Genomic DNA, 24,522 nt, shown 5'->3' on the forward strand with positions numbered 1-24,522 from the left:
GATGATTTACTCTGTTCTTAAACTTTTAACGGGGTTGGCCTTGGCCGCTTTGATGGCCTGAAAACTTACCGTTAATACCGTTACCAACATGGCACCGGCAATGGCAAAGGCAAAAATCCACCACTTTAAGATTACTCGGTACGGATATTCTTGTAGCCAGCCATTCATAATGAAATAGGCAATGGGAACAGCAATAAAACAAGAGATGACCACCAATTTCAAAAAGTCTTTGGAAAGCATATTCCATACATTGAAAATTGAAGCTCCCAATACCTTGCGCACTCCAATTTCCTTCTTTCGCTGCTCGGCCACAAAAGAAGTCAGTCCAAAAAGACCCAAACAACTAATTAAAATGGCCAAAGCGGTAAAAATGCCCGACAGGGTACCTATACGTTCTTCCGAAGCGAATTTCGCCCCGTATTGGGCATCCACAAATTCATATTCAAAAGGAATATCGGCAAAATGCTCCTTAAAAACGCGTTCAACTACTGCTAGGTTCTGTCCTGCACTTTGCTTAGGGTTCAACCGTAAGTTGTAGTAACTGGCATTATTGAAACGGTCATATACATACATGCCCTGTTTTACAGGCTCGTAAGGCGACTGTGTAATCATATCCTGCACTACACCGATGATTTTTAAGGGCGGATTCGGGTCTTCTTCATCGTCATCTTTTAACAACATGCCTACTGGATTTTCCAGACCTAAGTATTTCTTGGCAGATTCATTGATCAAAACGCCTAAAGAATCGGTGGCAAAATCTCGAGAAAAATCCCTTCCTTCTAGGATTTTAAGGTTCAAGGATTTTGCATATTCCGGTGAGACTTCTGTCCATGCCAAATCTTCTTGAAAGCCTTCGGGTTTTCCCTCCCAAGTAAAACCACTTCTATTGGACCATATTTGAGTGGTTGGACTACTGGAGGTTGACATTTCAACGACGGCATTCGATCCAAGGAACTCACTTCGCATCAGATCATATTTGCCAAAAAAGTCCTCACTGAACGTTGGTATCTGTATCAATCCTTCCTTATCATAACCCACGGGGCGATTTTTAGCATAATTGATCTGCTGCATGACGATGACCGTACCAATGATAAAAGCTACAGAAACGGTAAACTGGACTACGACTAATATTTTTCTGGGAAGCCCTGCATATTTACCTGCTTTAAATGTGCCTTTTAAAACATCCACCGGTCTAAAGGACGATAGATATAGTGCTGGATAACTACCTGCCAGTAGCGAAGTGAATAGAACGAATAAAAGCGATATCAGCCAAAATCCTCCATTGTCCCAAGGGAAAGAAATCTCCTTTTTAGACAATTCGTTGAATCCATTCAAAGAAACAAGAACGAGCAATAGGGAAACAAAAAATGCAAACAACACGACTAAAAAGGATTCGCTTAAAAACTGATAAATCAATTGACCGCGTTGCGAACCAATCGATTTTCGAATCCCCACTTCTTTACCGCGTTTCTCTGACCTGGCCGTACTCAAGTTCATAAAATTGATACAGGCCAAAAGCAGTACAAATGCCCCGATGATCCCAAAAAGCCACACATATTTTATGCGTCCCCCATTTTGCTTTCCATTTTCAAAACTGTTACGCAGGTACCAGTCCTCCATCGGAAAAAGAAAAAGCTGAGGGTTAAATTCCGCTGAATTTGGGTTTAGGTTTTTCTTTACATCTTTAATGGCATTGGTGATTTTCTCGAACGACGTATTATCGGCAATTTGAACGAACATCTGGAACGAATTGTTACCCCATTGGTCTTCAGCATTTCGTATCCATTCATTGTTGGCCAAATATTTTTCCCATGGAATTATAAAATCAGTGTCATTGAAGGAATTGTTTACAGGAATGTCCTTGTACACGGAACTTATATTTAACTTATGTTGGTTACTTACCATTACGGTTTTACCAATGGGATCTTCACTGCCAAATAAAGCATCGGCGGTGGAGGCTGATAACATGATGGAATTGATTTCCCGTAGTCCATCTTTTTCCCCTTTGATGATTTCCAAACCAAACAGTTCAGGACCTTCCCGTTGCATATAATTGCCAGGTCTGGATATACTTTTCTCTCCGTATTTCAAATAATGATCATTGGTCCACGAACACATCACCAAGTGCCTGAAATTGTCGCTATAACCATCCCGCAATCCCTTTTCCAATGGTCTAGGGATTGCGGGTCCGGTTCCGGTTTCCCCATTAAAGGTCTGTGATTGAAAGACCTGCGCTATTTTATCCTTATTCTTGAAGTAACTGTTATAGGAAAGCTCGTCCAATATCCAGAGACCAATAATCAAGGTAACCGCCATACCCAGAGCCAAACCGCCTACATTAATGAACGTGTACCCTTTGTTCTTCCAGAGATTTCGCCAGGCGATTTTTAAATAGTTTTTAAACATGATGAGTGTTTTTTTGATTGATGTTTTTTTATAAAGACTGTGTTTATCTAGGATCGTTTCACTCTGTCCGTAAACTTTTTACAGGATTTGCACGTGCCGCTTTTAAACTTTGCCAACTAACCGTAATAAGGGCAACAATTAGTGTTGCTAGTCCGGCCAAACCGAAAACCCACCAACTAATTTCCGTTTTATAGGCAAATCCTTCCAACCACTTTTGAGCACCGTAATAGGCACATGGGACCGCAATTAAAAAGGCGATAACAACCCACTTTAAGAAATCTTTGTTCAACAAGTTCAGGATTTGGGATACCTTTGCTCCGTTTACTTTTCGTATCCCTATTTCCTTGGTTCTTTTTGCCATCGCGAACGAGGCTATGGCGAAGAGGCCTATACATGACAACAGGACCGCTAAAAGGGAAAACCATGTTATCAACGTATTCACCCGTTCATATTCTTTGTAATATGCATTCAGTTTTTCATCGGCGAAAAAATGGGTCAAAGTTGCATCGGGTAATAATGTCTGCCATTTGTTCTTTAACAATTCAATTACTTGAAGGGAAGCCCCCTCTTGGGCCCTAATGGCCAAATAGTCCCAATTCGTATAGTTCTCCTGTTTTGTATAAAAATGTGCCAAAGGCTGCATTTCGTTCTGTACGCCCTGATAGGTGAAATCATCTATGGCACCAATAACCCTGTAAGCTTGTCCATTTGGATTTCCTTCCCTTAAAAGCTGTTCTTGTGCAGTGGTAAAACCCAATTTATCCATTGCCGTTTTATTGAGCACCACCGTGTTTTCCAACAAAAGTCCATCCTTTTCAAATCCATGGCCACTCGTAAGGGGAATACCCAATGTTTTAAAATAGTTTTCGCCCACATAAGATTTTCTAAGAAAAATGTCGGCTTTATCGTTTTGTCCTTCTAAATAAAATCCGTTATAATTTTCATCATAATCCCCAGGCACACTACCCGTAAAGCTAACGGAAGAAACCAATGGACTAGCTTCCAATTCCTGCGCCAGTACTTTCAATTTTTGGGATGCGGCTTCCGTATCAGAATATTGCCAATAATCGGTTTGAAGCACAATGGTATTTTCTGCATCGAATTTCGGGTCTTTCTTTACCATATAATCAATTTGTTTTCGGATAATGAGGGTGCCCGAAATCAACATGATGGCAATGACAAATTGCACTACGATAGAAGCATATTTGGAGAAACCTGGTTTTTGTTTCGCCGTTACCTTTCCATGAAGGTTTTCAACCAATTTACTTCTAGACCATAAAAAAGAGGGAACCAAGCCTGAAAATAGTCCAACAACGACCCAAATAACCAATAAAAGTGTACCCAGAAATAAGGGGTCATATGAGCCAATCGATAGATTTGTTTCAAACAATCTGTTAAACGAGGGTAGCAGGAACCCGCTCATGAGCAAAAGGCCAAAGGCCAAAGCAATAAGACCGACTACCAAAGATTCTACTACTATTTGTTGAACTACATGTTTTTTGGTGGCCCCATGTACTTTTTTGATTCCTATTTCCTTGGTGCGTGACAAAGAATTGGTAACCGTCAAATTAATAAAATTGACAATGGCAATTCCTATAATTCCCAACGCTATAAAAGCTAATATGGTAATCAACGTTTGGTTGGATTCTACTTTGGCATGGTAATCTTTAAAAGGCAACAGGCTCAATTTAATAGTACTTTCGCCTACGGGTAGAAAATTTTCTTTAACGATTCGCTCAAGCTTTTCCGAAATCGCCTCTGGACCGATACCGTCCTGTAGAACCACATATGTATTTGAAAACGTATTGTACCAATCATGCACATCAATTATCCAAGGCGATAAGGTCTCCCCGGTCTCATAAGACCCTATTACGTCAAATTTTACAGATGAATTTTCAGGGATATCCACAACACCCTTTACAATCAAATAGTTTTCAGAAAATCCTACCTGCAATTCCTTACCAATGGCTGAAGCGGAACCAAAATATTTTTCGGCTATGGGTTTACTAATGACAACACTAAATTTTTCGTCCAACACATTGGTTGCCTCCCCCTCAACAAAGGGAAAGCTAAAAACGGAGAAGAAACCTTTGTCGGCATAATACATTTGTTCTGGAAAAGCGATATTTTCATACGCCAATCGATGCCCGTCCCAATCAAAAATTCGAGTTCCGTTAACGACCTCGGGTATTTCCTCCATTATTTTAGGTAGCACTAGACCTTTGGTAGCCGTACCGTCACCATCTTCATAAATCTCTTGTATCCTATAAATATTGGCTAAGTTTTTATTGAAATAATTATACGTGACATCGTTATAGACATAGAGTGCCAATACTAAAAAAGAAGCGATCCCAACACCCAGTCCCAAGGTATTGATTAGAAATGTGCCCTTGTTGCCACGCACATTCCTATAAAAGAGTTTTAAATGTTGTTTCAGCATAGCTATACTTTTTAGTTTAATTATAATTTTATTACTCCGAGCGTAAACTTTTTACCGGATTAACAATAGCCGCTTTTATACTTTGGTAACTCACGGTAAGTACCGAAATCAATACCGCCAAAAAAGCTGCTAAAACAAATATCCACCACGGAATGTCTATACGATATGAGAAATCCTCCAACCATTTGTTCATGATATACCAACCAAGAGGTATCGATATAAGAATGGCTATCCCAACCAATTTTAAAAAATCCATGGTCAGTTTTATTGAAATCTGACGTACACTGGCCCCCAATACCTTGCGAACCCCAATTTCTTTCACCCGCTTTTCGGCATTAAAGGCAGCTAATCCAAATAATCCTAAGCAGGCGATCACTAAAGAAAGTATAGTAAAAATGATAAATATATTACCCAAGCGTTGCTCACTTTGGTAGGTGTCATTAAAAGAATCTTCCATAAAATAATAGTTAAAAGGTTCACCGGGGACAATGGAGTTCCAAACTCCTTCAATCGCCGAAACAGCGTTCTCAAAATTACCCGCCTCCAACTTTACCGCCATGGCATATGCATCATTGGATAGATGAAGGCTTACCGCATCGATTTCTTCCTTTAACGTATCAATATGAAAATCCTTAACAACACCAATAATGGTAAAGAACTCTGGGTTTTTCGAAAAACTACCGGGTGTATATCGCATTCCAAGTGCTTCCTGTGGAGTGGACTTCATAAGCTTGACAGCCCTCTCGTTTACGATAATTGCGGTAGAATCGTTTCCGAAATTTTTATCAAAATCACGCCCCGCCACAAATTCAAAATCCATAGTAGAAACGTAATCATAGTCAACCCCCCAAGTCTGCATGCTCACTGCATTTTCTTGGTCCGAAAGGCCCTCTTCAGGGCTAAAAGTAGAATCACTCCTACTCGATGGGGTTGGGAAAAAACTACTTAAGGTCGCATTCTTAACCAAACTTAATTTTTTAACCTGTTCTTTAAATGAATCTACCTTATTACCTGCCGTATATACATCGTTTATGATTAAAACCTGATCCTTTGAAAAACCAAGGTCTTTCCCTTGCATATACTTTAATTGCTGGTAAACCACCAGCGTACTTATTATTAAAAAGACAGAAATGGCGAATTGAAAAACCACTAGTGAATTCCTAATATTTCCTCCACCAACACTGCTTTGCCCGCCACCTTTCAATACTTTTACGGGCATAAAACGCGACATAAAAAATGCTGGATAACTACCCGACAGTAGTCCTAACAATAGAACTGAACCTAATAGTATCAACCAAAAAAATGGATTCAAATATGGAATGGTGATTTCCTTTGCCGCCAAGGTGTTGAAAAAAGGTAGGGCAATCATAGCCATGAGTAATGCCAATGCCAAAGAGAGAAAGGAAATTAAACCTGACTCAACCAAAAACTGCCGGACCAAATCTCGTTTGTTGGAACCCAATGTTTTACGTACACCTACCTCTTTGGCCCTTTTTAAAGAATGTGCAGTAGAAAGGTTCATAAAATTGACACTTGCCAAGACCATTAGAAAAATGGCAATAAAAGAAAGTATATAAATACTTTGCATATCATTATTTGAGCTCACTTCTCCTACTAAATTGGAGTTCAGATGGATATCGGCCAAGGGTATAGTGCTATATACCAGATAATTTCCTGCTGCTTTGAATTGCTCTTCCGTAATCCCCGGCATGATATTCTGTACACTTGGAACAACATATTTTCCTAAAAATCCCTCTAAAGGCCTTTGAATATCCTTAGCGTTCGCTGTAGGAATAAGTTTAAGGAAGGTATTGTAATTATTGCTGCCCCAATTCACTACTCTGGAGTCATCATAACCCTCCATAGATTCAAACACAGTATAATCTCTTAAGAAAGAATTTTTGGGCAGATCATCTATTACCCCCGTAACAGTATAGGTCTCCTCATTATTTAATAACAGACTCTGGCCAACAGCGTTCGTAATGCCGAAATGCTTCTCGGCAGCGGTCCTGGTCAATACCAAAGTATTAGGATTGCTCAATGCAGTTTCAGCATCTCCCGCCAGTAACTTTATGCCAAACATTTCAAAAAAAGTAGGGTCTACAAGAGTTGTGTTTTCTTCTTTTACATTAGCTTCGGCATCCATTTTTTTTAATAAAGAACTGCCCCTAGTCCTGAAACGGGTCACTAACTCTACTTCCGAAAAATTACTTTCAAGAGCATCGGCCAACGGTGCCGGACTTACCGCAAACTTTCTGGCATCACCCCCAAACTTAATATCTACATTGATTCTGTGAATTCGATCCGCATCGGCAAACATTTTATCATAATTCAATTCATCGTAGATATATAATGAGATTAGTAAGCCACCGGCCATTCCAATAGCTAGTCCAAAGGTGTTGAGAAATGTAAAGAAGGGTTGTTTTTTTAAGCTTCTCCAGGCGATTTTGATATAGTTTGTGAACATGGTTGATGATTTTTTGATTGATGATTCGACCACCTTAAGCAAGACTGATGAATTGATTCATCAATTTACGACCAATTTCATGCCATCTATTCAACTAATTGATTATCAATTAACTGTGTGAATGTGAAATTTTTTTGTGTAAAATATTTTGACAAACCATGTACAATATATTTACAAAGGCAACGCAAAAATCAAAAACCTACAATCACGGTACTACGCGAAGACTGTTTTAGAATATGTCATAACTAAGCTATTCCGTTCGTAGACTTTTAACTGGGTTCGCAAGCGCAGATTTTAGGGATTGTAATCCGACCGTCAAGAAAGTAATAATCAGCGCAAACCCACCCGCCAAAAGAAATACCCACCATTGAATAGCTATTTTATAAGTAAAACCTTCTAACCATCTTTGCATAAAATAGTAGGCAACTGGGGATGCAATTAAAAATGCAATACCCACTAGGATAACAAAGTCTCTGGTCAATAATTGAACTACTGATGCTATACTTGCGCCCAACACTTTACGTATTCCTATTTCCTTTTTCTTTTGTTCCGCAACATAGGAGACAAGCCCAAACAAACCAAGACAGCTAATACATATGGCGAGAACTGTAAAAACTAACGAAATTTGACCAAGACGTTTTTCTTCGTCGTACAATTTCTCTACCTCCTTGTCTACAAACCTATAATCAAAAGGAACGTTCTTTACTGTCGCTTTCCACTGCTGTTCCAGGTTGCTTAATAGCTGGCCGTAATTGCTGGTTTTTGTCTTAAGAAATAACCAATTAGGCGATGTTTCCTTATGTAAAAAAAGTGGTGCTATCTCCTCCTTAATAGTAGCGAAATGATAATCCTTCACAACGCCTATTATTCGCATTTCAAAAGTTTCTTCGCCATAACTCTGTACCAGTCTAGAACTTAGGGCATCCTCTTCTGAAATATTAAAGGCCTTTAAAGTCGCCTGATTCACAATTATTTGGTCCGTTGTATCCGCCGGGGTAAAATCCCGACCCTTTACCACAGGGATGTCCATTGTTTCAAAATAGCCTTCGCTAATACCTTGTCTTTTAACCAGGGTAACATTCTCCCTATTACCGCCTGGGAGGTAAAGACCATTATCGGACAAAACTATTTCGGAAGGTGAATAATTACCACTAGAAATATTTAGCACTCCCGGTATTTCCAAAAATGCGGATTTTATGGACTCAAACTTGCTGGAAGCCTCATCGGTACCGATTCGTAAAGCTAAAAGATTGTCCTTATTAAAGCCTAAATCTTTGGTTTGAGCGAATTTGAATTGCTGTGTTACAATAATAACTGTCGCTACCAGACTTATGGAAACAACAAACTGAAAGATCACTAAAGCTTTCCTGAAATTACCACTGCCAGATTGTAAAACTGTGGAGCTTTTAAGTGCTCTAATCGGTTTTATAGAGGAAAGTATTATTGCAGGGTAAATCCCGGCCAAGAATCCGGTAACTATACCTAGGGCTATCAATAAGACTCCTATCCTCCAGTTCAATAAATCATGATAAGTGAGTGATGCTTTGGTAAGTTCGTTCAGCATGGGCAATAACAAAATCGTTATTGGAATGCTAATGAGTATGGCGAATATGGATAACATTAGGGATTCACCCAAAAACTGCCGCATTAAGCTATTTTTTCCGGCGCCGACTACCTTTCTTACTCCTATTTCTTTTGCTCTTTTACTTGCCCTGGCCGTACTAAGGTTAATGAAATTAATGCATGCCACTAGCTGTATAAAGATGGCCAATGTGAGTAAAAAATATAAATACTTTATATTCGAAACTTCATGGATTTGATTCTTTCTTCCTTCCGAATAAAGATGAATATCAGGTACACTTTTTAAAATCAACACCTTACTATCCATTCCCGCATTGGCCATATCCTGTGCTCCTCTTTCCTGAATAAAACCAGGTAATTTAGCTTGAACCTTTGAAGCGTCAACATTTGGCTTCAGTTTTACATAACTATATACAAAATTATTTGTAGCAAAATCTTGAAAGCTTTGCACAAAAGTCCCCATACCAGGGGTGCTCATACTTACAATGTAGTTAGGGCTCAGGTGCGATTTACCGTAATTTTCATCAAAAACTCCCGTAACCGTCAGGTTTTGGGCATTCTCCCCACTGCCCCATTTAACCGCTTTTCCCAAGGCACTCTGACTACCGAACATTTTCTTTGCCAAAGAAGACGAGAGAACTAGGGAATTTGGTCCATTCAAGGCAATTTCCTGCCTTCCTTCTAGGAAGTTATAGGCAAATACCTTAAAAAAAGTAGAATCTGCTAAATATACCCTGGGTTCATAGTAGGCATCATTACTGTCAGCTACTCCGATCAAGCTACTGTTAAAGACATCGGCCAATACCACACGGGTGGCTTCCTCAACTTCCGGAAAATCTTCTTTTAATGCAAAGGCTATCGGCGGGGATGCTGCCCCCGTATCAAAATTTTCAGCGCCGTCCCTTTCAATAATGGTTTCAACCCTATAGATAGATGCGGCATTTTTATGGTGTTGGTCATAGCCAAACTGAGCAAAAACATAAAGGAGAATAGCTAAACAACTTACAGTTCCAACCGTTAATCCCAACAGATTTATAATGGTCTGTTGCCTGTTTTTTAGGATGTTCCTCCAAGCGATTTTTAAGTATTGCTTTATCATGATTCTCGTTTTTTGTGTGGTGAATTAATTTGATACTGATTGTACATTCTTTACACCTCCCTTAATCCCTCCTTATTAGGCGGGAACTTCTATTCCGTTCGTAGGCTTTTTACAGGATTTGTCCTTGCCGCTTTTATCGCATGAAAACTCACCGTAACAAAAGCGATGATAAAAGCAATGGTTCCGGACAGGGCAAATACCCACCAACTAATATCAACTTGATAGGCGTAGACGCTTAACCATTTGCTCATGGCATACCAAGAAAAGGGTGTCGCAATTAAAATTGCTATAAGCACCAATTTCAAAAAATCCTTGGACAGAAGAACAACGATACTGGAAACCTCAGCACCCAATACCTTACGTACGCCAATCTCCTTGGTACGTTGTACCGCACTATAAGTAGCTAAACCAAGTAATCCTAAACAGGCAATTAAAATGGCCAAAAATGAAAAAATAGTAAAGAGATTCTTGAACTTGAAATCGGCCTCGTATTGCTGGTTAAAGGATTGATCTAAGAAACTATACAGAAAAGGACGATGGGGTGCGATTTCCTCCCATTTACGTTCCACCTTCCTTATGGCCTGATGCATATTTCCGGATTTTATCTTTAAAGAAAGGTATTTTCCATACTGTGAGTAGCGCAATGTTAATGGCGCTACTTTTTGGTGTAACGACAAATAATTAAAATCCTTTACCACTCCTACTATTGTACCTTCACGGCCCCATTGTTGAAACCGTTTACCGATTATATCCTGTGGGTCTGCATAACCAAAACTTCTAGCCGCGGATTCGTTAACAATCATCGCCTGGGTAGAATCCGTTACAAATTCCCTTGAATACGGTCGTCCAGCGACCACTTCTATTTCATAGTGGGGAATAAAATCAAAATCGATTTCATAAAGAAATGGACTAAAGTTTTCCATTTGACCTTCTTGTGTTTCTATATCGGTGCCAGCGGCAGGAAAATGACTTCCTGGTACAGTTCTTGAACCGGCGACCGAAACTACTTCAGGCAGCTCCATGAACTCCCTTTTAATGGTTTCCATGTTGTCAATTACCTTATCGTCCCAATTAAAGTCGATGACCAATTGCTGTTCCCGATCAAAACCTAAATTTTTATCTAGCATAAAACCTAACTGAAAATACACAATTACAGTGCTCGCTATTAAAGCTATGGATAGACTGAATTGAAATATGACCAATCCTTTTCTAAGCCTGTTCCCATTTTGCGATGTTCTAAAAACACCTTTTAAAACGCTTGAAGGTTTAAAACTAGAAAGCACAAAAGCAGGATAGCTACCGGATAATAAGCCAATAACCAATGCCATTGCCGCATATAACAACTGGGTAGAACCATCAAAAATTTCTTCTGTTAAAAAGGGTTTCCCAGTAATTGCCCGCATGGCAGGAAGACAGAAAAATACCAAAGCCAGGCCCAATACTGATGCTAAAAATACCATGGTCAGCGATTCCCCCATGAACTGATAAACCAGTCCTTTTTTATTTGCCCCTATCACTTTTCTAATGCCTACTTCCTTTGCTCTTTCTAAGGAACGGGCCGTTGCTAAGTTCATGAAATTGATGCATGCAATAATCAAAATGAACAGTCCGATAATGGCAAAGATGTAAATGTTGGAAAGGCTACCTGTAATACCCGGTTGTCTTGCAGCTTCCGATTGTAAATAGGCCTCTTTTAAGGGTTCAAAAGTCAGATTATAATAATATTCCGCATCGTCTTCCGGGAGATTTCTATCTAAAAATGCTGGTATTTTGGACTGAAATACCTGTTGGTCAAAATTCTCATCGACCAGAAAATAGGTGTAGAAATCCACATAGCCCCAAGAATCAAAAATTTCAGGTCTGGTCTGATAGAATGAACTCATGGACATCAGCACGTCAAAGGAAAAATGTGAATTCGACGGTACATCCTTCATCACGCCCGTTACGGTATAAATTCCGTCATTTGCCCTTCCACCAATACCGTTGATTGCCTTTCCCATGGGATCCTCATCTCCAAAATATTTCTTTGCCGTACTTTCTGTCAGAACGATAGAATAAGGAGCTTCCAAGGCCGTTTTTGGATTTCCAGAAATCAGGGGCCAAGTAAAAACATCGAAGACAGTGGGATCCATATAAAAACAATTGCTCTCCTGAAAGGAACGTTTGTTATACTCCAACAAAACATCAGATCTACCGGAAAACTGGACTTTCTCAATTACTTCGGGAAAGTCGGATTTTAGAGCGGGCCCTACCGGGGCATTTCCCCATATCCATTGGTCTTCCGTATTATCCGCACTACTATGATGCACCACCCGGTAAATTCGATCTCCCTTTTCGTGATAACGATCATAGGAAAGTTCGTTCTTAATGAACATGGCAATTAGCAAAAAACAGGTCATTCCTATTGCGAGACCTCCAATATTAATAGCCGAGTACCCTTTGTTCTTTAAAAGATTTCGCCAAGCGATTTTGATATAGTTTCTAAACATTATTTTCGTTTTTAAGCCCCCCTTAGCTCCTACAAAGGATTGAAAAAAGGTTAGTTGATGATGATTTATTCAGTTCTAAGGCTTTTTACCGGATTAGACATAGCCGCTTTGAACGCCTGAAAGCTAACCGTTAATAGTGCTATAGTAATGGCAACGACTCCAGCAATTATAAATACCAACCAACTTATTTCAATACGATAGGCAAAACTTTCCAACCAATTTTGCATGGTATACCAAGCCAATGGAATAGCAATCAAAATGGAGATAAATACCAACTTCAAAAAATCTCTTGAAAGTAGATTCACAATACCGGAAACACTAGCTCCTAAAACCTTTCTTACTCCAATTTCCTTTCTACGCTGTTCTGCCGTAAATGTTGAGAGACCAAATAGGCCCAAACATGAAATAATTATGGCCAGTACGGCAAATATTTTTGAAAGGTCACCCATAAGTTTTTCACTTCTGAACATGGCGTTGAAAGCATCATCCACAAATTCGTATTCAAAGGGAAATGCAGGGTTGTATTTCTTCATCACTTTCTCCATTGTCGCCAGTATTTCGGTCGTAGCCCTGCCCGACTTGCCTTTTACGTACATATAATTTGCATAATCAGGATTGTTAAAAAATAATACGGGTTCGGCAGTACCGTACATATTACCGAACAAGTAATCTTTTACCACACCTATGATGTTATAAGTTTCGCCCCTACTAATCGTCTTACCGACCGCACTGCCCTCACCCATCATCTTAGCAAGTGATTCGGAAACTAGGACATTTGTGCTATCGGCGGCCACATTCTCCCCAAAATTTCTGCCTTCCATCAATTTCATTCCGGCAGTTTCCAAGAAAGATGGTGTTATGTGTCTAAAGGAAATAAGTACATCTTCCGTATCCGTACCGCCTTTCCATTGAAAACCTGAACCATCATTGCCCCCGTAAAGGATTTGGGAATTGTTGAGGCCAACATTCTCCACCGTTCCGGATGCAATCATATCTTGTTTAATGGCATTGAAATTTTTGACCATATCACCGTTTACATCCATTTTGATGAGGTTCTCTTTTTGGTATCCCAGATCACGTCCTTTTACATATTGCACCTGTTGATAAACGATCATCGTACTGATAATAAATATTATAGAAACTGCAAATTGCACCACTACCAATGCCTTTCTTATGAGGCTTGCACTTCCTCCTTTGGCTTTTATCCCTTTAAGAACTTTTACTGGTTTGAAAGATGATAGGTAAAAAGCAGGATACCATCCCGCTAGGAGTCCACAAATTATGGTTATACCCAAAAGGGAAAATACATGTAAAGGCGAGAACAGCCGAAACTCAATCTGTTTTTCTACCAATAGGTTGAACTGTGGGAGGAGTATCATCACTAAGAAAACACTAACAGTGGAGGCAAGAGTTGCTGTAATCAGCGCTTCGGCTATAAACTGTGTGACCAATCTCCTTTTACCTGAGCCCAATACTTTTCGTACACCTACTTCCTTACCTCGTTTTTCACTTCTTGCCGTGGCAAGATTCATGAAATTAATACAAGCAATAAGTAAAATTATAAGTGCAATTAGTGCGAACAGCCTTACATACACTATTTGACCACCCACCTTTTTACCGCCTTCAAAATTGGATCTTAGGTGCCAATCTTTTATCGAATGCAAAAAGGCGTAGGTGTTGGCCTGCTCAATCTTTGAGGGAATCATTTTTTTGACTTTGGCATTTACCTCCTCAAAATTCGCCCCTGGAGCGAGCTCCACGAACGTATCGGTAAAATTACTGCCGTATTCTTGCATCCATTCCTCACCCGCCGAAAACCGCTCAAAAGGGGCCAACCATTCAAAACCAAAGGTTATAGTTTTTGGCAGATCCTCTACAACACCGGTTACCACATAATTATCTTTGTCGTTAACGCGAAGTACTTTATTTAAAACCTGCGTGTTTTCCCCAAATAAATCCGACGCTGTTTTTCTGGTAAGAACGATGGCATCTGGTCTTTCAAAAGCGGATTCGGAGTCTCCTTCAAGAAATTGCAAACTAAATATTTCAAAAAAATCCGCATTGGCATATCTACCTTGCCTATTTATTCCATTTTCTCCTTCGGTGAAGAGTAAATTTTGGGGTGAAGTTGCTACCGCCCTAACAATTTCAGGTATCTCCTGCTTTAAGTCACGGGCCAATAACATAGGGGTTGAATAAAACGTTCGCCATTCTCCTTCGTATTGCTGGTTGGTAGGAACATAATAAACCAAATCTTGTTTAGGGAAAATGCTATCATAATTCACTTCGTCTTCGACCCAAAGTAATATGAGACCTGCACAGGTAATCCCTATCGCTAACCCAAAAATATTTAGCGCACTATAGCCTTTATTTTTCCAAAGGCTTCTCCAAGCAATTTTAATATAGTTCTTAAACATGGCTCTCGTTTTTTAATTTGGTTTTATTCCGTACGCAGACTTTTTACAGGATTTGTCAAAGCTGCTCTTATAGATTGGAAACTGACCGTCAACAACGCTATACCTATCGCTACAAAACCTGAAACCACAAATACCCACCAATGGATATGTATGCGATAGGCAAAACCCTCCAACCAATTTTCCATAAGCCAGTAGGCCAACGGAAAACCGCAGAGTAAAGCGATTACTACCAATTTTGCAAAATCCTTTGATAACATCTGGGTTATAGAAGTGACCGAAGCCCCCAAAACCTTGCGTATCCCTATTTCCTTTCTACGTTGTTCTGCCGTAAATGCAGCCAAGCCGAACAAGCCCAAAGCGGCCACGAAAATTGCCAATACACAAAATACGATACTTATTTGCCCCGCCCTTTTTTCACGTGCATACAGCTTTTCTAGATTCTGGTCTAAGAACGTATAGTCGAAATCTAGATTAGGTGCTACCTTGTTGAAAGCAGTTTTCAAACCGGATAACGTATTGGATAGATTTCCTGATGTAAACCGCACCAACATATAGGATTTTCCTTCACTATTGTTATTATGAAAAGCATAAGCACCAATAGGTTGCCGTAAAGATTCATAGTTAAAATCATCCACTACGCCTACAATGGTATTGGGAATCCCAATATAGACTTCCTTTCCAATGGCTTCTTCAGCGGAAAAGCCCAAATAATCAACGGATTTTTTGTTCAAGACCACTTCCACCAACGTATCGCTTTCATTTTTAAACTTTGGAAGCCCTTTGCCCGCTAAAAGTTTCAGATTTAAGACATCGATTATCTCGGCATCGGCCACATTGGTCTGTATGTTCAACCCATGTTCGTCCGATTGATTTTTTCGTAACGTGCGTCCACTTACATCAATACTAGGATACCCTTGCGCCATGGCAACCGAGGTAACGTCGGTCAAACTCTTGAACTCTTGAATAAGTGCGCTTTGATTCTCTGCCCCGCGCAACCCCCTTACCGATATGGCCATAACGTTCTCTGGTGCAAAACCTAAATTTTTATGCTGAATAAACCGAGTCTGCTGGTAGATGACCAGTACGCCGACAATTAGGGCCGCAGAAGCAGCAAACTGTAGCACCACCAAGCCCTTTCTTACCACAGCATTTCCTTTTCCCTGTTTCAAGGAAGGGGATAGAATTTCCTTGGGTAAAAATCTGGACAAATAGAGTGAAGGGTATATTCCTGACAAAAAGGTGGTCGTGACCCAAATTGCAAATAAAACCATGAAAAATTTACCGTTGATCAAGAGGTCTATTTTCAATTGCTGATTGGTCAACGCGTTAAAACCAGGTAAGACAAGAATAGCCAATAACAAACCCAACACAATTGAAATAGCCGTGATCAAGCCCGTTTCCATATAAAATCTACCCACCAAAGATCTAGAGGTTGCGCCAAGGGTTTTACTGATGCCCACTTCTTTTGAACGCTTTTGAGACCGTGCCGTTGTAAGGTTCATATAGTTCATACAGGCGATAAGAAGTATAAGCACTGCCAAATAACCTAGGTTTTTCACTTCACTAATATCTCCTACGCGGGAGGAATAGGTGTTACCATAAGAAGCAGAATACAAGTGTACTTTGCTTAAAGGCTGCAATGAAAGGGCGTACCATTGGTCTTCTTTGGGCACGTTAGTATTTAACATTTTGTCCACTTGCCCCAACGTGGTCTCTAAAGCAGCATTTTTCTTTAAAAGACAATAGGTTTCAAAACTGACATTTGACCACTGCGTGTTATCATAGAACCAATAGCCCTTGCTAGAGGCCATTACATCGGCATCCAACGTACTGTTCTCAGGAAAATCCTTGTATACCCCGGTAACTTCAAGCTTTCGACTATCATCGACCAAAATTATTTGCCCCAGGGGATCATCGTTCCCAAAATACGTTTTTGCGGTGGTTTCCGATACGATTACCGTATTTGGCCGATCCAGGGCCCCCTCCTTGTCTCCTTTTAAAAGAACTATATCAAAAATGGATATCAGTTCTTTGTCTACCCAATAAAACATGTCCTCCGTAAAATTCTGATCGTTCACACGTATCGACGCCGTACCCCCAAAATCATGCTTTAACATTCTAGCGGCCATTTCAACATTGGTAACCTCATTTGTCAATGCCCTGGCCACAACAGGTGGTGCCGTGGCCCAAGTTTCAAAACCAAAATCCCCGTCCGTTTTTGTTATTACCCTATATATTCGGTCGTTCTTGGGGTACATTTTATCATAACTTTTTTCATGCGAAATAAACAAGAATAAAAGAATAACAATGGCCAGCCCCATCGATAGGCCCACAATATTTATCAAGGAGAATAATCTATTGGTCTTTATATTCCTCCAAGCGATTTTAAGATAGTTTTTGAACATGTTTTCCGTTTTTAATAGATGTTATTCCGTTTGTAAGCTTTTTAAAGGTTTTGCCAAAGCCGCTCCAATAGATTGATAACTGATGGTCAATACAGCTATAGCTAAGGCGACTAAGCTCGCTGTTAAAAATACCTGCCATCCAATTTTGATGTGATACGCAAAATCCTGTAGCCATCGGTTCATCATGTACCATCCTATGGGGATGGCAATGATGATGGAGATGAGAATCAATTTCATAAAATCTAGCGTTAACAATTGATAGATACTTCTAAAAGGAGCACCCAATACCAGCCGAATACTAATTTCCTTTTTACGTTGTTCCACCATAAAGGCCGAAAGTGCAAACAGGCCTAAACATGCCACAAATATGGCGAAGAGTGCAAAACTGTTGAAGATTTTACCCATACGCTGAACATCATCGTGCATTTGAGCAAATTCTTGATTAAGGAAGGTGTATTCGAAAGCTTGGTTCGGCACATATTCTTGCCAAACCTTTTCTATGTCTTTCAAAGCTCCGGCAGTTATCCCACTATTCAATTTTATGGATACTATGCTGGGACTATTACCGATGACCAAACTAAGTGGTTCAATATCTTCCTTCAGGCTTTTAAAATGAAAATCTTCCAACACCCCTATAACTGTCCAATCTTGACCATTGTTAATATGTTTTCCGATAGGATCTTCAAAACCTAGTTCCTTTGCCATTGCAGTATTGATTACTATCGCAGAAGAATCACTTGCAAATTCTTTTGAAAATCCCCTCCCTTTACTTACCTGAAGACCTAGGGTGGATATGTAATCATAATCTACCCTCCATATTTGTCCCGGTACGTCTCGTTCTTGGTCGCCACCATCGGTCCTTTTAAAACTATTACCGTTGCGCTTTGTACCCTCTACCGGAAGATAATCGCTTACCGAAACACTTTTAACTTCGCTTAGTTCAAGAAGTCTATCTTTAAAGGTCTTGATGTTGTTGTTCAATAAATTTGTTCCTTCTACCATCAGCACCTGCTCCTTATCGAATCCCAGCTTCTTGTTCAAAATGTAATTCATTTGTTGGTAGATAATCAATGTACCTATGATCAATACGACCGAAGTGGTAAATTGAAAAACGACCAGCCCACTACGTAAACTTCCACTTTTGCTTCCAATGCTTAGATTGCCTTTGAGCACATTAACCGGTCTAAAAGCGGATAGGTACATGGCGGGGTACAACCCTGCCAACATACCTACGATTAGGGCCGAGAATAACAACAAGGGCAAGAACCACAATGCCGACCATGGCATCATTATATTTTTGGCCGCAATGGAATTAAAGGTTGGTAATAAAATCCACGCCAATAAAATTCCAATAACAAAAGAAATAAGGCTGAATATGATGGATTCTATTAGAAACTGACTCACCAAATTGCTTTTAAAGGCCCCCACCGTTTTTCGGAGTCCGACTTCTTTTGCCCTGTTCGCAGATTTGGCCGTAGAAAGATTAATAAAATTGATGACCGCCAATAAGAGTACAAAACCAGCAATAGCCGCAAACATCCAAACAAAACGAATGTCACCATGCTTTAACCTATCACCCATTTTTATGTCGGATTTTAGGTGAATATCAGTAATGGGCTGTAATTTATACTCCAATGTTTTTAACACCTCCATAAAGTCTTCTCCCACTCCTCTTTCTACTATTGCCGGAATGAAGTACTTCTCTAACATGAAATGCATTTTCTTTTCCAAGATGGGAATATCGGTATTCTCATCTACCAATAAATAGGTGAAATAATTGGTAGTCGACCAGCTCGTATCGGTATCCTCTATTGCTAAGAGATACCCAAAGTCAAGATGTGATTTTTCCTCACCACCCGTTTTAATGATTCCCGTAACGGTAAAGGGTTTTTGGGTGTTATCGTCCAAATACATCGTACTTCCTACCGCATCACCATTAGGAAAATACTTGGCCGCATTTGAGGCGGTAAGTACAATACTTCCGGGGTTTGTTAAAACGTCTTTTGTGTTTCCTTCCAACAAATCAAATTCTAATATTTCAAAAACCTGTTGGTCAGCATAGATAAAACCTTCTTCAAAATTATTTTGGATGGCTCCTTTTACCCGCAATGCCCTACGCCCTGCCCCAAATAGTTCGCTTGTATTTATTTTACCCGCTTTTTGAATTTCAGGAAATGTCGATTGCAACGTTTCAGCGAAAAGCCTTTGAAAGTGAACACTTTTCAAGGTCTCCCCATTCATTTGGCCCTGCATGACCACACGGTAAATCCTATTCTTATTCACGTAGTGCTCATCGTAGCTTAGCTCGTTTTTGATAAAAAGAGCGATTAAAATACAAGCCGCTATACCCATGGCAAACCCCCCAATTTTGATAACCGTAAAGAGTTTATCCTTTTTTATATTTCTCCAAGCAATTTTAATATAATTTTTAAACATGACTGTTGATTTTTTGATTGATGCTTTGGCTACCCTCTGGAAGGTTGACGAGTTTTTCATTCATTATGATGACCAATTTCATGCCGATTTTACAAATAACTGATTAACAGTTAATTGTATTATTTCGAAACTATTAAGTGTAAAACATTTTTACAAATGATGTACAATATATTTACACTCGCAACTGGTATCCATGCCTGTATCCACTATATCCTTTATAAATTATCGAACTTAGTACCCTACTCCGTTCTCAAACTTTTTACAGGGTTTGCTCTCGCGGCCCTGAGAGCATGATAACTTACCGTTAAAATGGCGACAAACAATACACCTAGAATAGCGCCACCAAAAACCCACCATGGCATATCAGTGCGATAGGTGTAATTCTCCAACCACTGCTGCATATTATGATAGGCTACCGGTACCGCAATTAGGCCAGATAGCATGATCAAAACCACAAAATCTTTGGATAACATTTTGAATAGGCTTGGAACAGAGGCGCCCAGCACCTTCCGTATCCCAATTTCCTTTGTTCGCTGTTCCGCCATAAAGGTAGCAAGACCAAAAAGGCCCAAACAGCTAATCAATATGGCAAGTGCCGAGAAAATACCGGCCAACTTCCGCATACGTTCCTCAGTTTTAAATTTATATCCGAAGGTTGCATCAACAAATTGATATTGGAACGGAACATCGGGTGCTATGTTCCTAAAAATTGTTTCTACTTGGTCTAGGGACTCCATAAAGTTCTTCCCTGGGGCCAACTTTAGGGTAATCCAGTTTGTCTGACCGTAATTTACGGTGTAAATAGCCTGTTTTACAGGCTCAAAAGGTGATTCGACCAATAAGTCTTTCACAACCCCAATGACTTTATGTTCCCCATCATACCATCTAATCCTTTTTCCTACGGGGTCGTCTAGCCCCATATACTTAACGGCTGCCTCGTTTAGTATATAGGCTGTTGAATCAGAGGCGAATTCCCTGGAAAAGTCCCGGCCTTGGGCAATATTCCAATCCACTGTACTTCCATAGTCATGCGACACATAAAAGGTGACGATATTCACATCAAAATCGGGGTCCTTACCCTTCCAATCAAAACCTCCATTCGTGTTCCAGACTTCGGTCAGGGGACTTGATGATTCCGCCATTTCCACTACAGCACCAGTATTTTTCAGTGCTTCACGAAGCGTATTGTATTTACCCTCGAAATCATTGGTCGTTTTTTCAACCATAATCAATCCATCTTGAACATATCCAACCGTACGGTTTTTAGAATGTTGTATCTGTCGATTCACCAATACCGTACTCGCTACGAGAACAATGGAAACGGTAAATTGAACAACTACCAATACCTTCCGAAACGACATTACTGATTTTCCCGTACGAAGGGTCCCTTTCAACACTTTAACCGGTCTAAAAGAGGACAGGTAAAGTGCAGGGTAGCTTCCCGCCAATAGACTAGTGACCAGTACCAATCCCACACAAATCATCCAAAAAATTGGAATGGTGAAAGGAAACTTAATTTGTTTATCTGACAGTTGATTAAAAAATGGAAGTAACGATAGTACAAGACCACAGGCCAATATGAATGCAAAAAGGGTAACGAGCAATGATTCCAACATGAACTGGCTCACCAACTGATTCTTCAGTGAGCCTAAAGTTTTTCGTATACCCACTTCCTTGGCACGCTTTTGCGCCCTGGCCGTGCTAAGGTTCATAAAGTTGATGCAGGCCAACAGCAATACAAATATTCCTATGATGCCGAACAAGCGCACGTATTGAATAGCGCCATCAATCGCAACCCCATTTTTAAAAGTAGACCGCAGATGCCAATCTTTCATGGGATGTAAAAAGATGCGGGGGCTACTGCGTTTTGTATCTTCCGGAACATGCTCATGGAGCACGTTCTTAATTTTATCACTTACGCCGGCCATGGTCGTATGTTCAGCTATTTGTGCATAAAGCAAATACGAATTGTTATCCCATAACTTTTGATCACGGGCCGTTTTCACCCAGTCGTTCATTACCACATACAAATCCCAAGAGGCAACAAATTGTAGGGTCTTTACCTCCGAAAAGGCACTCAGTGCGTCAAAGATGTTGGCATTGTTGGGAAAGTTTTTAAAAACACCTTTTACAGTAACCACTATATCATTATTTAGGTATATGGCCTTCTCCAAAGGGTCTTCCTCGCCAAAAAATGCCTTAGCGGTTGATTCTGATATGACGATGGCATTAGGCTCCTGGAGCGCATTTTGGTTGCCCTTCAACATCCTGAATGAGAACATACGAAGTGCCTCCTTTTCCATAAAAACCCCATATTCGTTCAACTGTTTATCTCCTACCGATAATACATTGTCCCCCGGAAAAGAACTCATAACCACATGCTCGAAATCGTCTCCATAAACATTTCGTAATTCGTCCGCCATGGGATAGGGGTGATTGAACCGGGTACGAATCTCCCCGTTTCCCGTTTTATTCATTAATACCTGTGCGATACGGTTATGGTTTTCAATCGCGGAATTGAAAGATAATTCATCGTAAATCCATAAACCTATGAACAGTGCCACAGCCATCCCCATCGCCAGTCCGCCTACATTAATAATGGTAAACCCTTTATTTTTTAAAAGATTCCGCCAAGCGATTTTGATATAGTTTTTAAACATGACTGCTGATTTTTGATTGATTCTTTTAAAGAAGCTCCATGATGAGGGGATATGGTTTTGGTCCGTTACTAATTGATTGATGAATAAACTCCTTTTACTATATCATGGCACCTATGGCCCTGTTCTGACTTTCGGTTACGATTTGACCATCGAAAAGATTGACCACTCTGTGCGCAAAATGTGAATCATGGTCAGAGTGTGTCACCATTACAATAGTGGTTCCTTCTTGATTCAATTCGGTAAGCAGGTTCATGACCTCTAGTCCGTTTTTAGAATCGAGGTTACCCGTCGGCTCATCTGCCAAAATCAATTTCGGATTCGTAACCACCGCTCTGGAAATGGCTACACGCTGTTGTTGACCTCCAGATAATTGTTGTGGAAAATGCTTTTCGCGGTGGGCTATTTTCATACGCTCCAGCACCTTCATTACCTTTTCCTTGCGTTCTGCTTTACCCATTTTCAAGTAAATCAAGGGCAATTCTACATTCTCATAAACGGTTAGTTCATCGATCAGGTTAAAGCTTTGGAAAACAAAGCCTAAATTTCCTTTTCGTAATTGGGTACGTTGGCTTTCCTTTAACCCTCCTACTTCATTTCCTGCAAAATTGTAGCTGCCATCGGTAGGGTTATCGAGCATTCCTATAATGTTCAAAAGTGTGGATTTACCACAACCGGACGGACCCATAATGGCCACAAATTCGCCATCCTCTACATGAAGGTTAACATTGTTCAACGCAAGAGTTTCAACTTCTTCTGTTCTAAAGCTCTTTTTCAGATTTTTAATGGTGATCATTGCTGATGGTTTTAATTGTTATTTAAAGACATCTCGACTATACCGGATGTGACACTTTATTCGCTATTTTAACACGATTCGTTCCGCCTCCCCAAAATTGTCATAGTTACTGGTAATGACCTTTTCACCAGCTTCAAGACCCTCTAGCACTTCATAATATCGTGAGTTCTGTTTTCCTATGCGGATATTTCGTTTGATCGCTTCCTCGCCATTGGGCCCGACCACAAAAATCCATTGGCCGCCAGTACTTTGGAAAAAGCTTCCTTTCGGCAATAACAGGGCATCATTAGATTCTCCTAATTGTAATTTGATATTATAACTCTGGCCCGTTCGTATCGTTTCCGGCTTTTTATCGGTAAATATCAAATCTACCTTGAACCTACCGTTTCGTACTTCTGGATATACTTTGCGTAACCGCAACGGGAATTCAGAACCGTTACGTTCCAATACCGCAGTTAAATCTCGCTTTACACGATCGATATAGTGCTCATCGATATCAGCTTCAATTTTATAATCGGTCAATACATTAATTTGTCCGATGCGCTGGCCTTGGGCTATATTCTGCCCAATCTCGGCGTCCAAAAATCCTAATTGTCCGTCGGCAGGGGCACGTACGTTCAAATGATCCAAACGTTGGTACACCATACCCAAGGTTTTTTGCATACGATCCAAATCGGTATCCAATCCTTTTAAGGAGGTTTCCCGTAATTCATCATCCTGTTCTGTCTGCAGCTTTATGATCTCGTACTGCTTTTGGGAAAGTTCGTAGTTTTCTTTAGAAAGTAAATATTCTTCCTTAGAAATCAGTTCGTCATCGTACAAGGCCTTGTTTTGCTCATAATTTCGTTTTAGCCGTTGCAGATCGGTACTCGCCGTGGCCAATGATTTTCTGCCCTCTACTTGCCTTGAATCAAAATTGAGCTTCGTAGACCTTAAATCATTTTGTTTTAAGGCTAAATTACTCTCACTCGCCAGAATCTGCTCATACAGATTCATATTTTCCAATTTTAGGATGATATCGCCCTTTTTGACAATGGCACCTTCCTCTATCAATTTTTCACTTACGCGACCTCCTTCATACGCATCCATATAAATAGTAGCAATAGGAGCGACATTTCCGTTAATAGTGATATAATCATCAAACTTACCCGCGGTTACCTCTGCGACGGAAAGCTTATCCTTTTCGGTCCTAAACGTTGACACAGAACTTGCAAACAAGAGTTGATACCCCACGAACAGCACCAAAATACCTATTGCGATATACCCAAAATGTTTGGGTTTTAATCCTTTCTTCTTTTCTAATTTAATATCCATCTTATGTATTAATCT

11 protein-coding genes are annotated in these 24,522 nt (G+C 40.1%); all 11 read right to left on the minus strand.

All coding sequences use genetic code 11. The features are described 5' to 3' along the window. Positions 1-6 precede the first annotated feature (6 nt). The 11 genes from ACNR9Q_RS01395 to ACNR9Q_RS01445 all read right to left on the minus strand — a co-directional run bounded on the left by ACNR9Q_RS01395 (position 7) and on the right by ACNR9Q_RS01445 (position 24,507). Entirely contained in the window at positions 7-2,406 is a 2,400-nt protein-coding gene (locus ACNR9Q_RS01395; RefSeq protein ID WP_419212793.1) for an FtsX-like permease family protein, read from the minus strand. 58 nt (positions 2,407-2,464) lie between these two features. Then, entirely contained in the window at positions 2,465-4,846 is a 2,382-nt protein-coding gene (locus tag ACNR9Q_RS01400; RefSeq protein WP_419212794.1) for an ABC transporter permease, read from the minus strand. Between the two features lie 31 nt (positions 4,847-4,877). Next, positions 4,878-7,313, minus strand: a complete 2,436-nt coding sequence (locus ACNR9Q_RS01405) for an ABC transporter permease (RefSeq protein ID WP_419212795.1) — start codon at positions 7,311-7,313, stop codon at positions 4,878-4,880. Positions 7,314-7,563: 250 nt separating this feature from the next. After that, positions 7,564-9,993 carry an ABC transporter permease gene (locus ACNR9Q_RS01410; protein ID WP_419212796.1) on the minus strand — a complete coding sequence of 810 codons (2,430 nt, stop codon included), beginning with the start codon at positions 9,991-9,993 and terminating at the stop codon, positions 7,564-7,566. An 89-nt stretch (positions 9,994-10,082) separates the two neighbouring features. Continuing rightward, positions 10,083-12,482 carry an ABC transporter permease gene (locus tag ACNR9Q_RS01415; RefSeq protein WP_419212797.1) on the minus strand — a complete coding sequence of 800 codons (2,400 nt, stop codon included), beginning with the start codon at positions 12,480-12,482 and terminating at the stop codon, positions 10,083-10,085. Between the two features lie 65 nt (positions 12,483-12,547). Further along, positions 12,548-14,899, minus strand: coding sequence for an ABC transporter permease (locus ACNR9Q_RS01420; RefSeq protein ID WP_419212798.1), 2,352 nt, complete (start codon positions 14,897-14,899; stop codon positions 12,548-12,550). 23 nt (positions 14,900-14,922) lie between these two features. Continuing rightward, positions 14,923-17,304, minus strand: coding sequence for an ABC transporter permease (locus ACNR9Q_RS01425; RefSeq protein ID WP_419212799.1), 2,382 nt, complete (start codon positions 17,302-17,304; stop codon positions 14,923-14,925). A gap of 21 nt (positions 17,305-17,325) precedes the next feature. After that, a complete protein-coding gene (locus ACNR9Q_RS01430) occupies positions 17,326-19,740 on the minus strand; it encodes an ABC transporter permease (RefSeq protein WP_419212800.1) in 2,415 nt (804 codons plus the stop codon). A 239-nt stretch (positions 19,741-19,979) separates the two neighbouring features. Further along, positions 19,980-22,400 (minus strand): FtsX-like permease family protein, encoded by a 2,421-nt coding sequence (locus ACNR9Q_RS01435; RefSeq protein WP_419212801.1) that lies wholly within the window; start codon positions 22,398-22,400, stop codon positions 19,980-19,982. Between the two features lie 97 nt (positions 22,401-22,497). Next, a complete protein-coding gene (locus ACNR9Q_RS01440; protein ID WP_419212802.1) occupies positions 22,498-23,193 on the minus strand; it encodes an ABC transporter ATP-binding protein in 696 nt (231 codons plus the stop codon). A 63-nt stretch (positions 23,194-23,256) separates the two neighbouring features. Then, complete coding sequence (locus tag ACNR9Q_RS01445; protein WP_419212803.1) at positions 23,257-24,507, minus strand: efflux RND transporter periplasmic adaptor subunit; 1,251 nt, start codon at positions 24,505-24,507, stop codon at positions 23,257-23,259. Between the last annotated feature and the right edge of the window lie 15 nt (positions 24,508-24,522).

This window comes from Maribacter sp. X9 (assembly GCF_048537565.1).
Lineage (GTDB): Bacteria > Bacteroidota > Bacteroidia > Flavobacteriales > Flavobacteriaceae > Maribacter.

Excerpts from the sequence above, each read along its gene's own strand:
- ACNR9Q_RS01395 (WP_419212793.1), bottom strand. The coding sequence starts at position 2,406 with ATGTTTAAAAACTATTTAAAAATCGCCTGGCGAAATCTCTGGAAGAAC.
- ACNR9Q_RS01400 (WP_419212794.1), bottom strand. The coding sequence starts at position 4,846 with ATGCTGAAACAACATTTAAAACTCTTTTATAGGAATGTGCGTGGCAAC.
- ACNR9Q_RS01405 (WP_419212795.1), bottom strand. The coding sequence starts at position 7,313 with ATGTTCACAAACTATATCAAAATCGCCTGGAGAAGCTTAAAAAAACAA.
- ACNR9Q_RS01410 (WP_419212796.1), bottom strand. The coding sequence starts at position 9,993 with ATGATAAAGCAATACTTAAAAATCGCTTGGAGGAACATCCTAAAAAAC.
- ACNR9Q_RS01415 (WP_419212797.1), bottom strand. The coding sequence starts at position 12,482 with ATGTTTAGAAACTATATCAAAATCGCTTGGCGAAATCTTTTAAAGAAC.
- ACNR9Q_RS01420 (WP_419212798.1), bottom strand. The coding sequence starts at position 14,899 with ATGTTTAAGAACTATATTAAAATTGCTTGGAGAAGCCTTTGGAAAAAT.
- ACNR9Q_RS01425 (WP_419212799.1), bottom strand. The coding sequence starts at position 17,304 with ATGTTCAAAAACTATCTTAAAATCGCTTGGAGGAATATAAAGACCAAT.
- ACNR9Q_RS01430 (WP_419212800.1), bottom strand. The coding sequence starts at position 19,740 with ATGTTTAAAAATTATATTAAAATTGCTTGGAGAAATATAAAAAAGGAT.
- ACNR9Q_RS01435 (WP_419212801.1), bottom strand. The coding sequence starts at position 22,400 with ATGTTTAAAAACTATATCAAAATCGCTTGGCGGAATCTTTTAAAAAAT.
- ACNR9Q_RS01440 (WP_419212802.1), bottom strand. The coding sequence starts at position 23,193 with ATGATCACCATTAAAAATCTGAAAAAGAGCTTTAGAACAGAAGAAGTT.
- ACNR9Q_RS01445 (WP_419212803.1), bottom strand. The coding sequence starts at position 24,507 with ATGGATATTAAATTAGAAAAGAAGAAAGGATTAAAACCCAAACATTTT.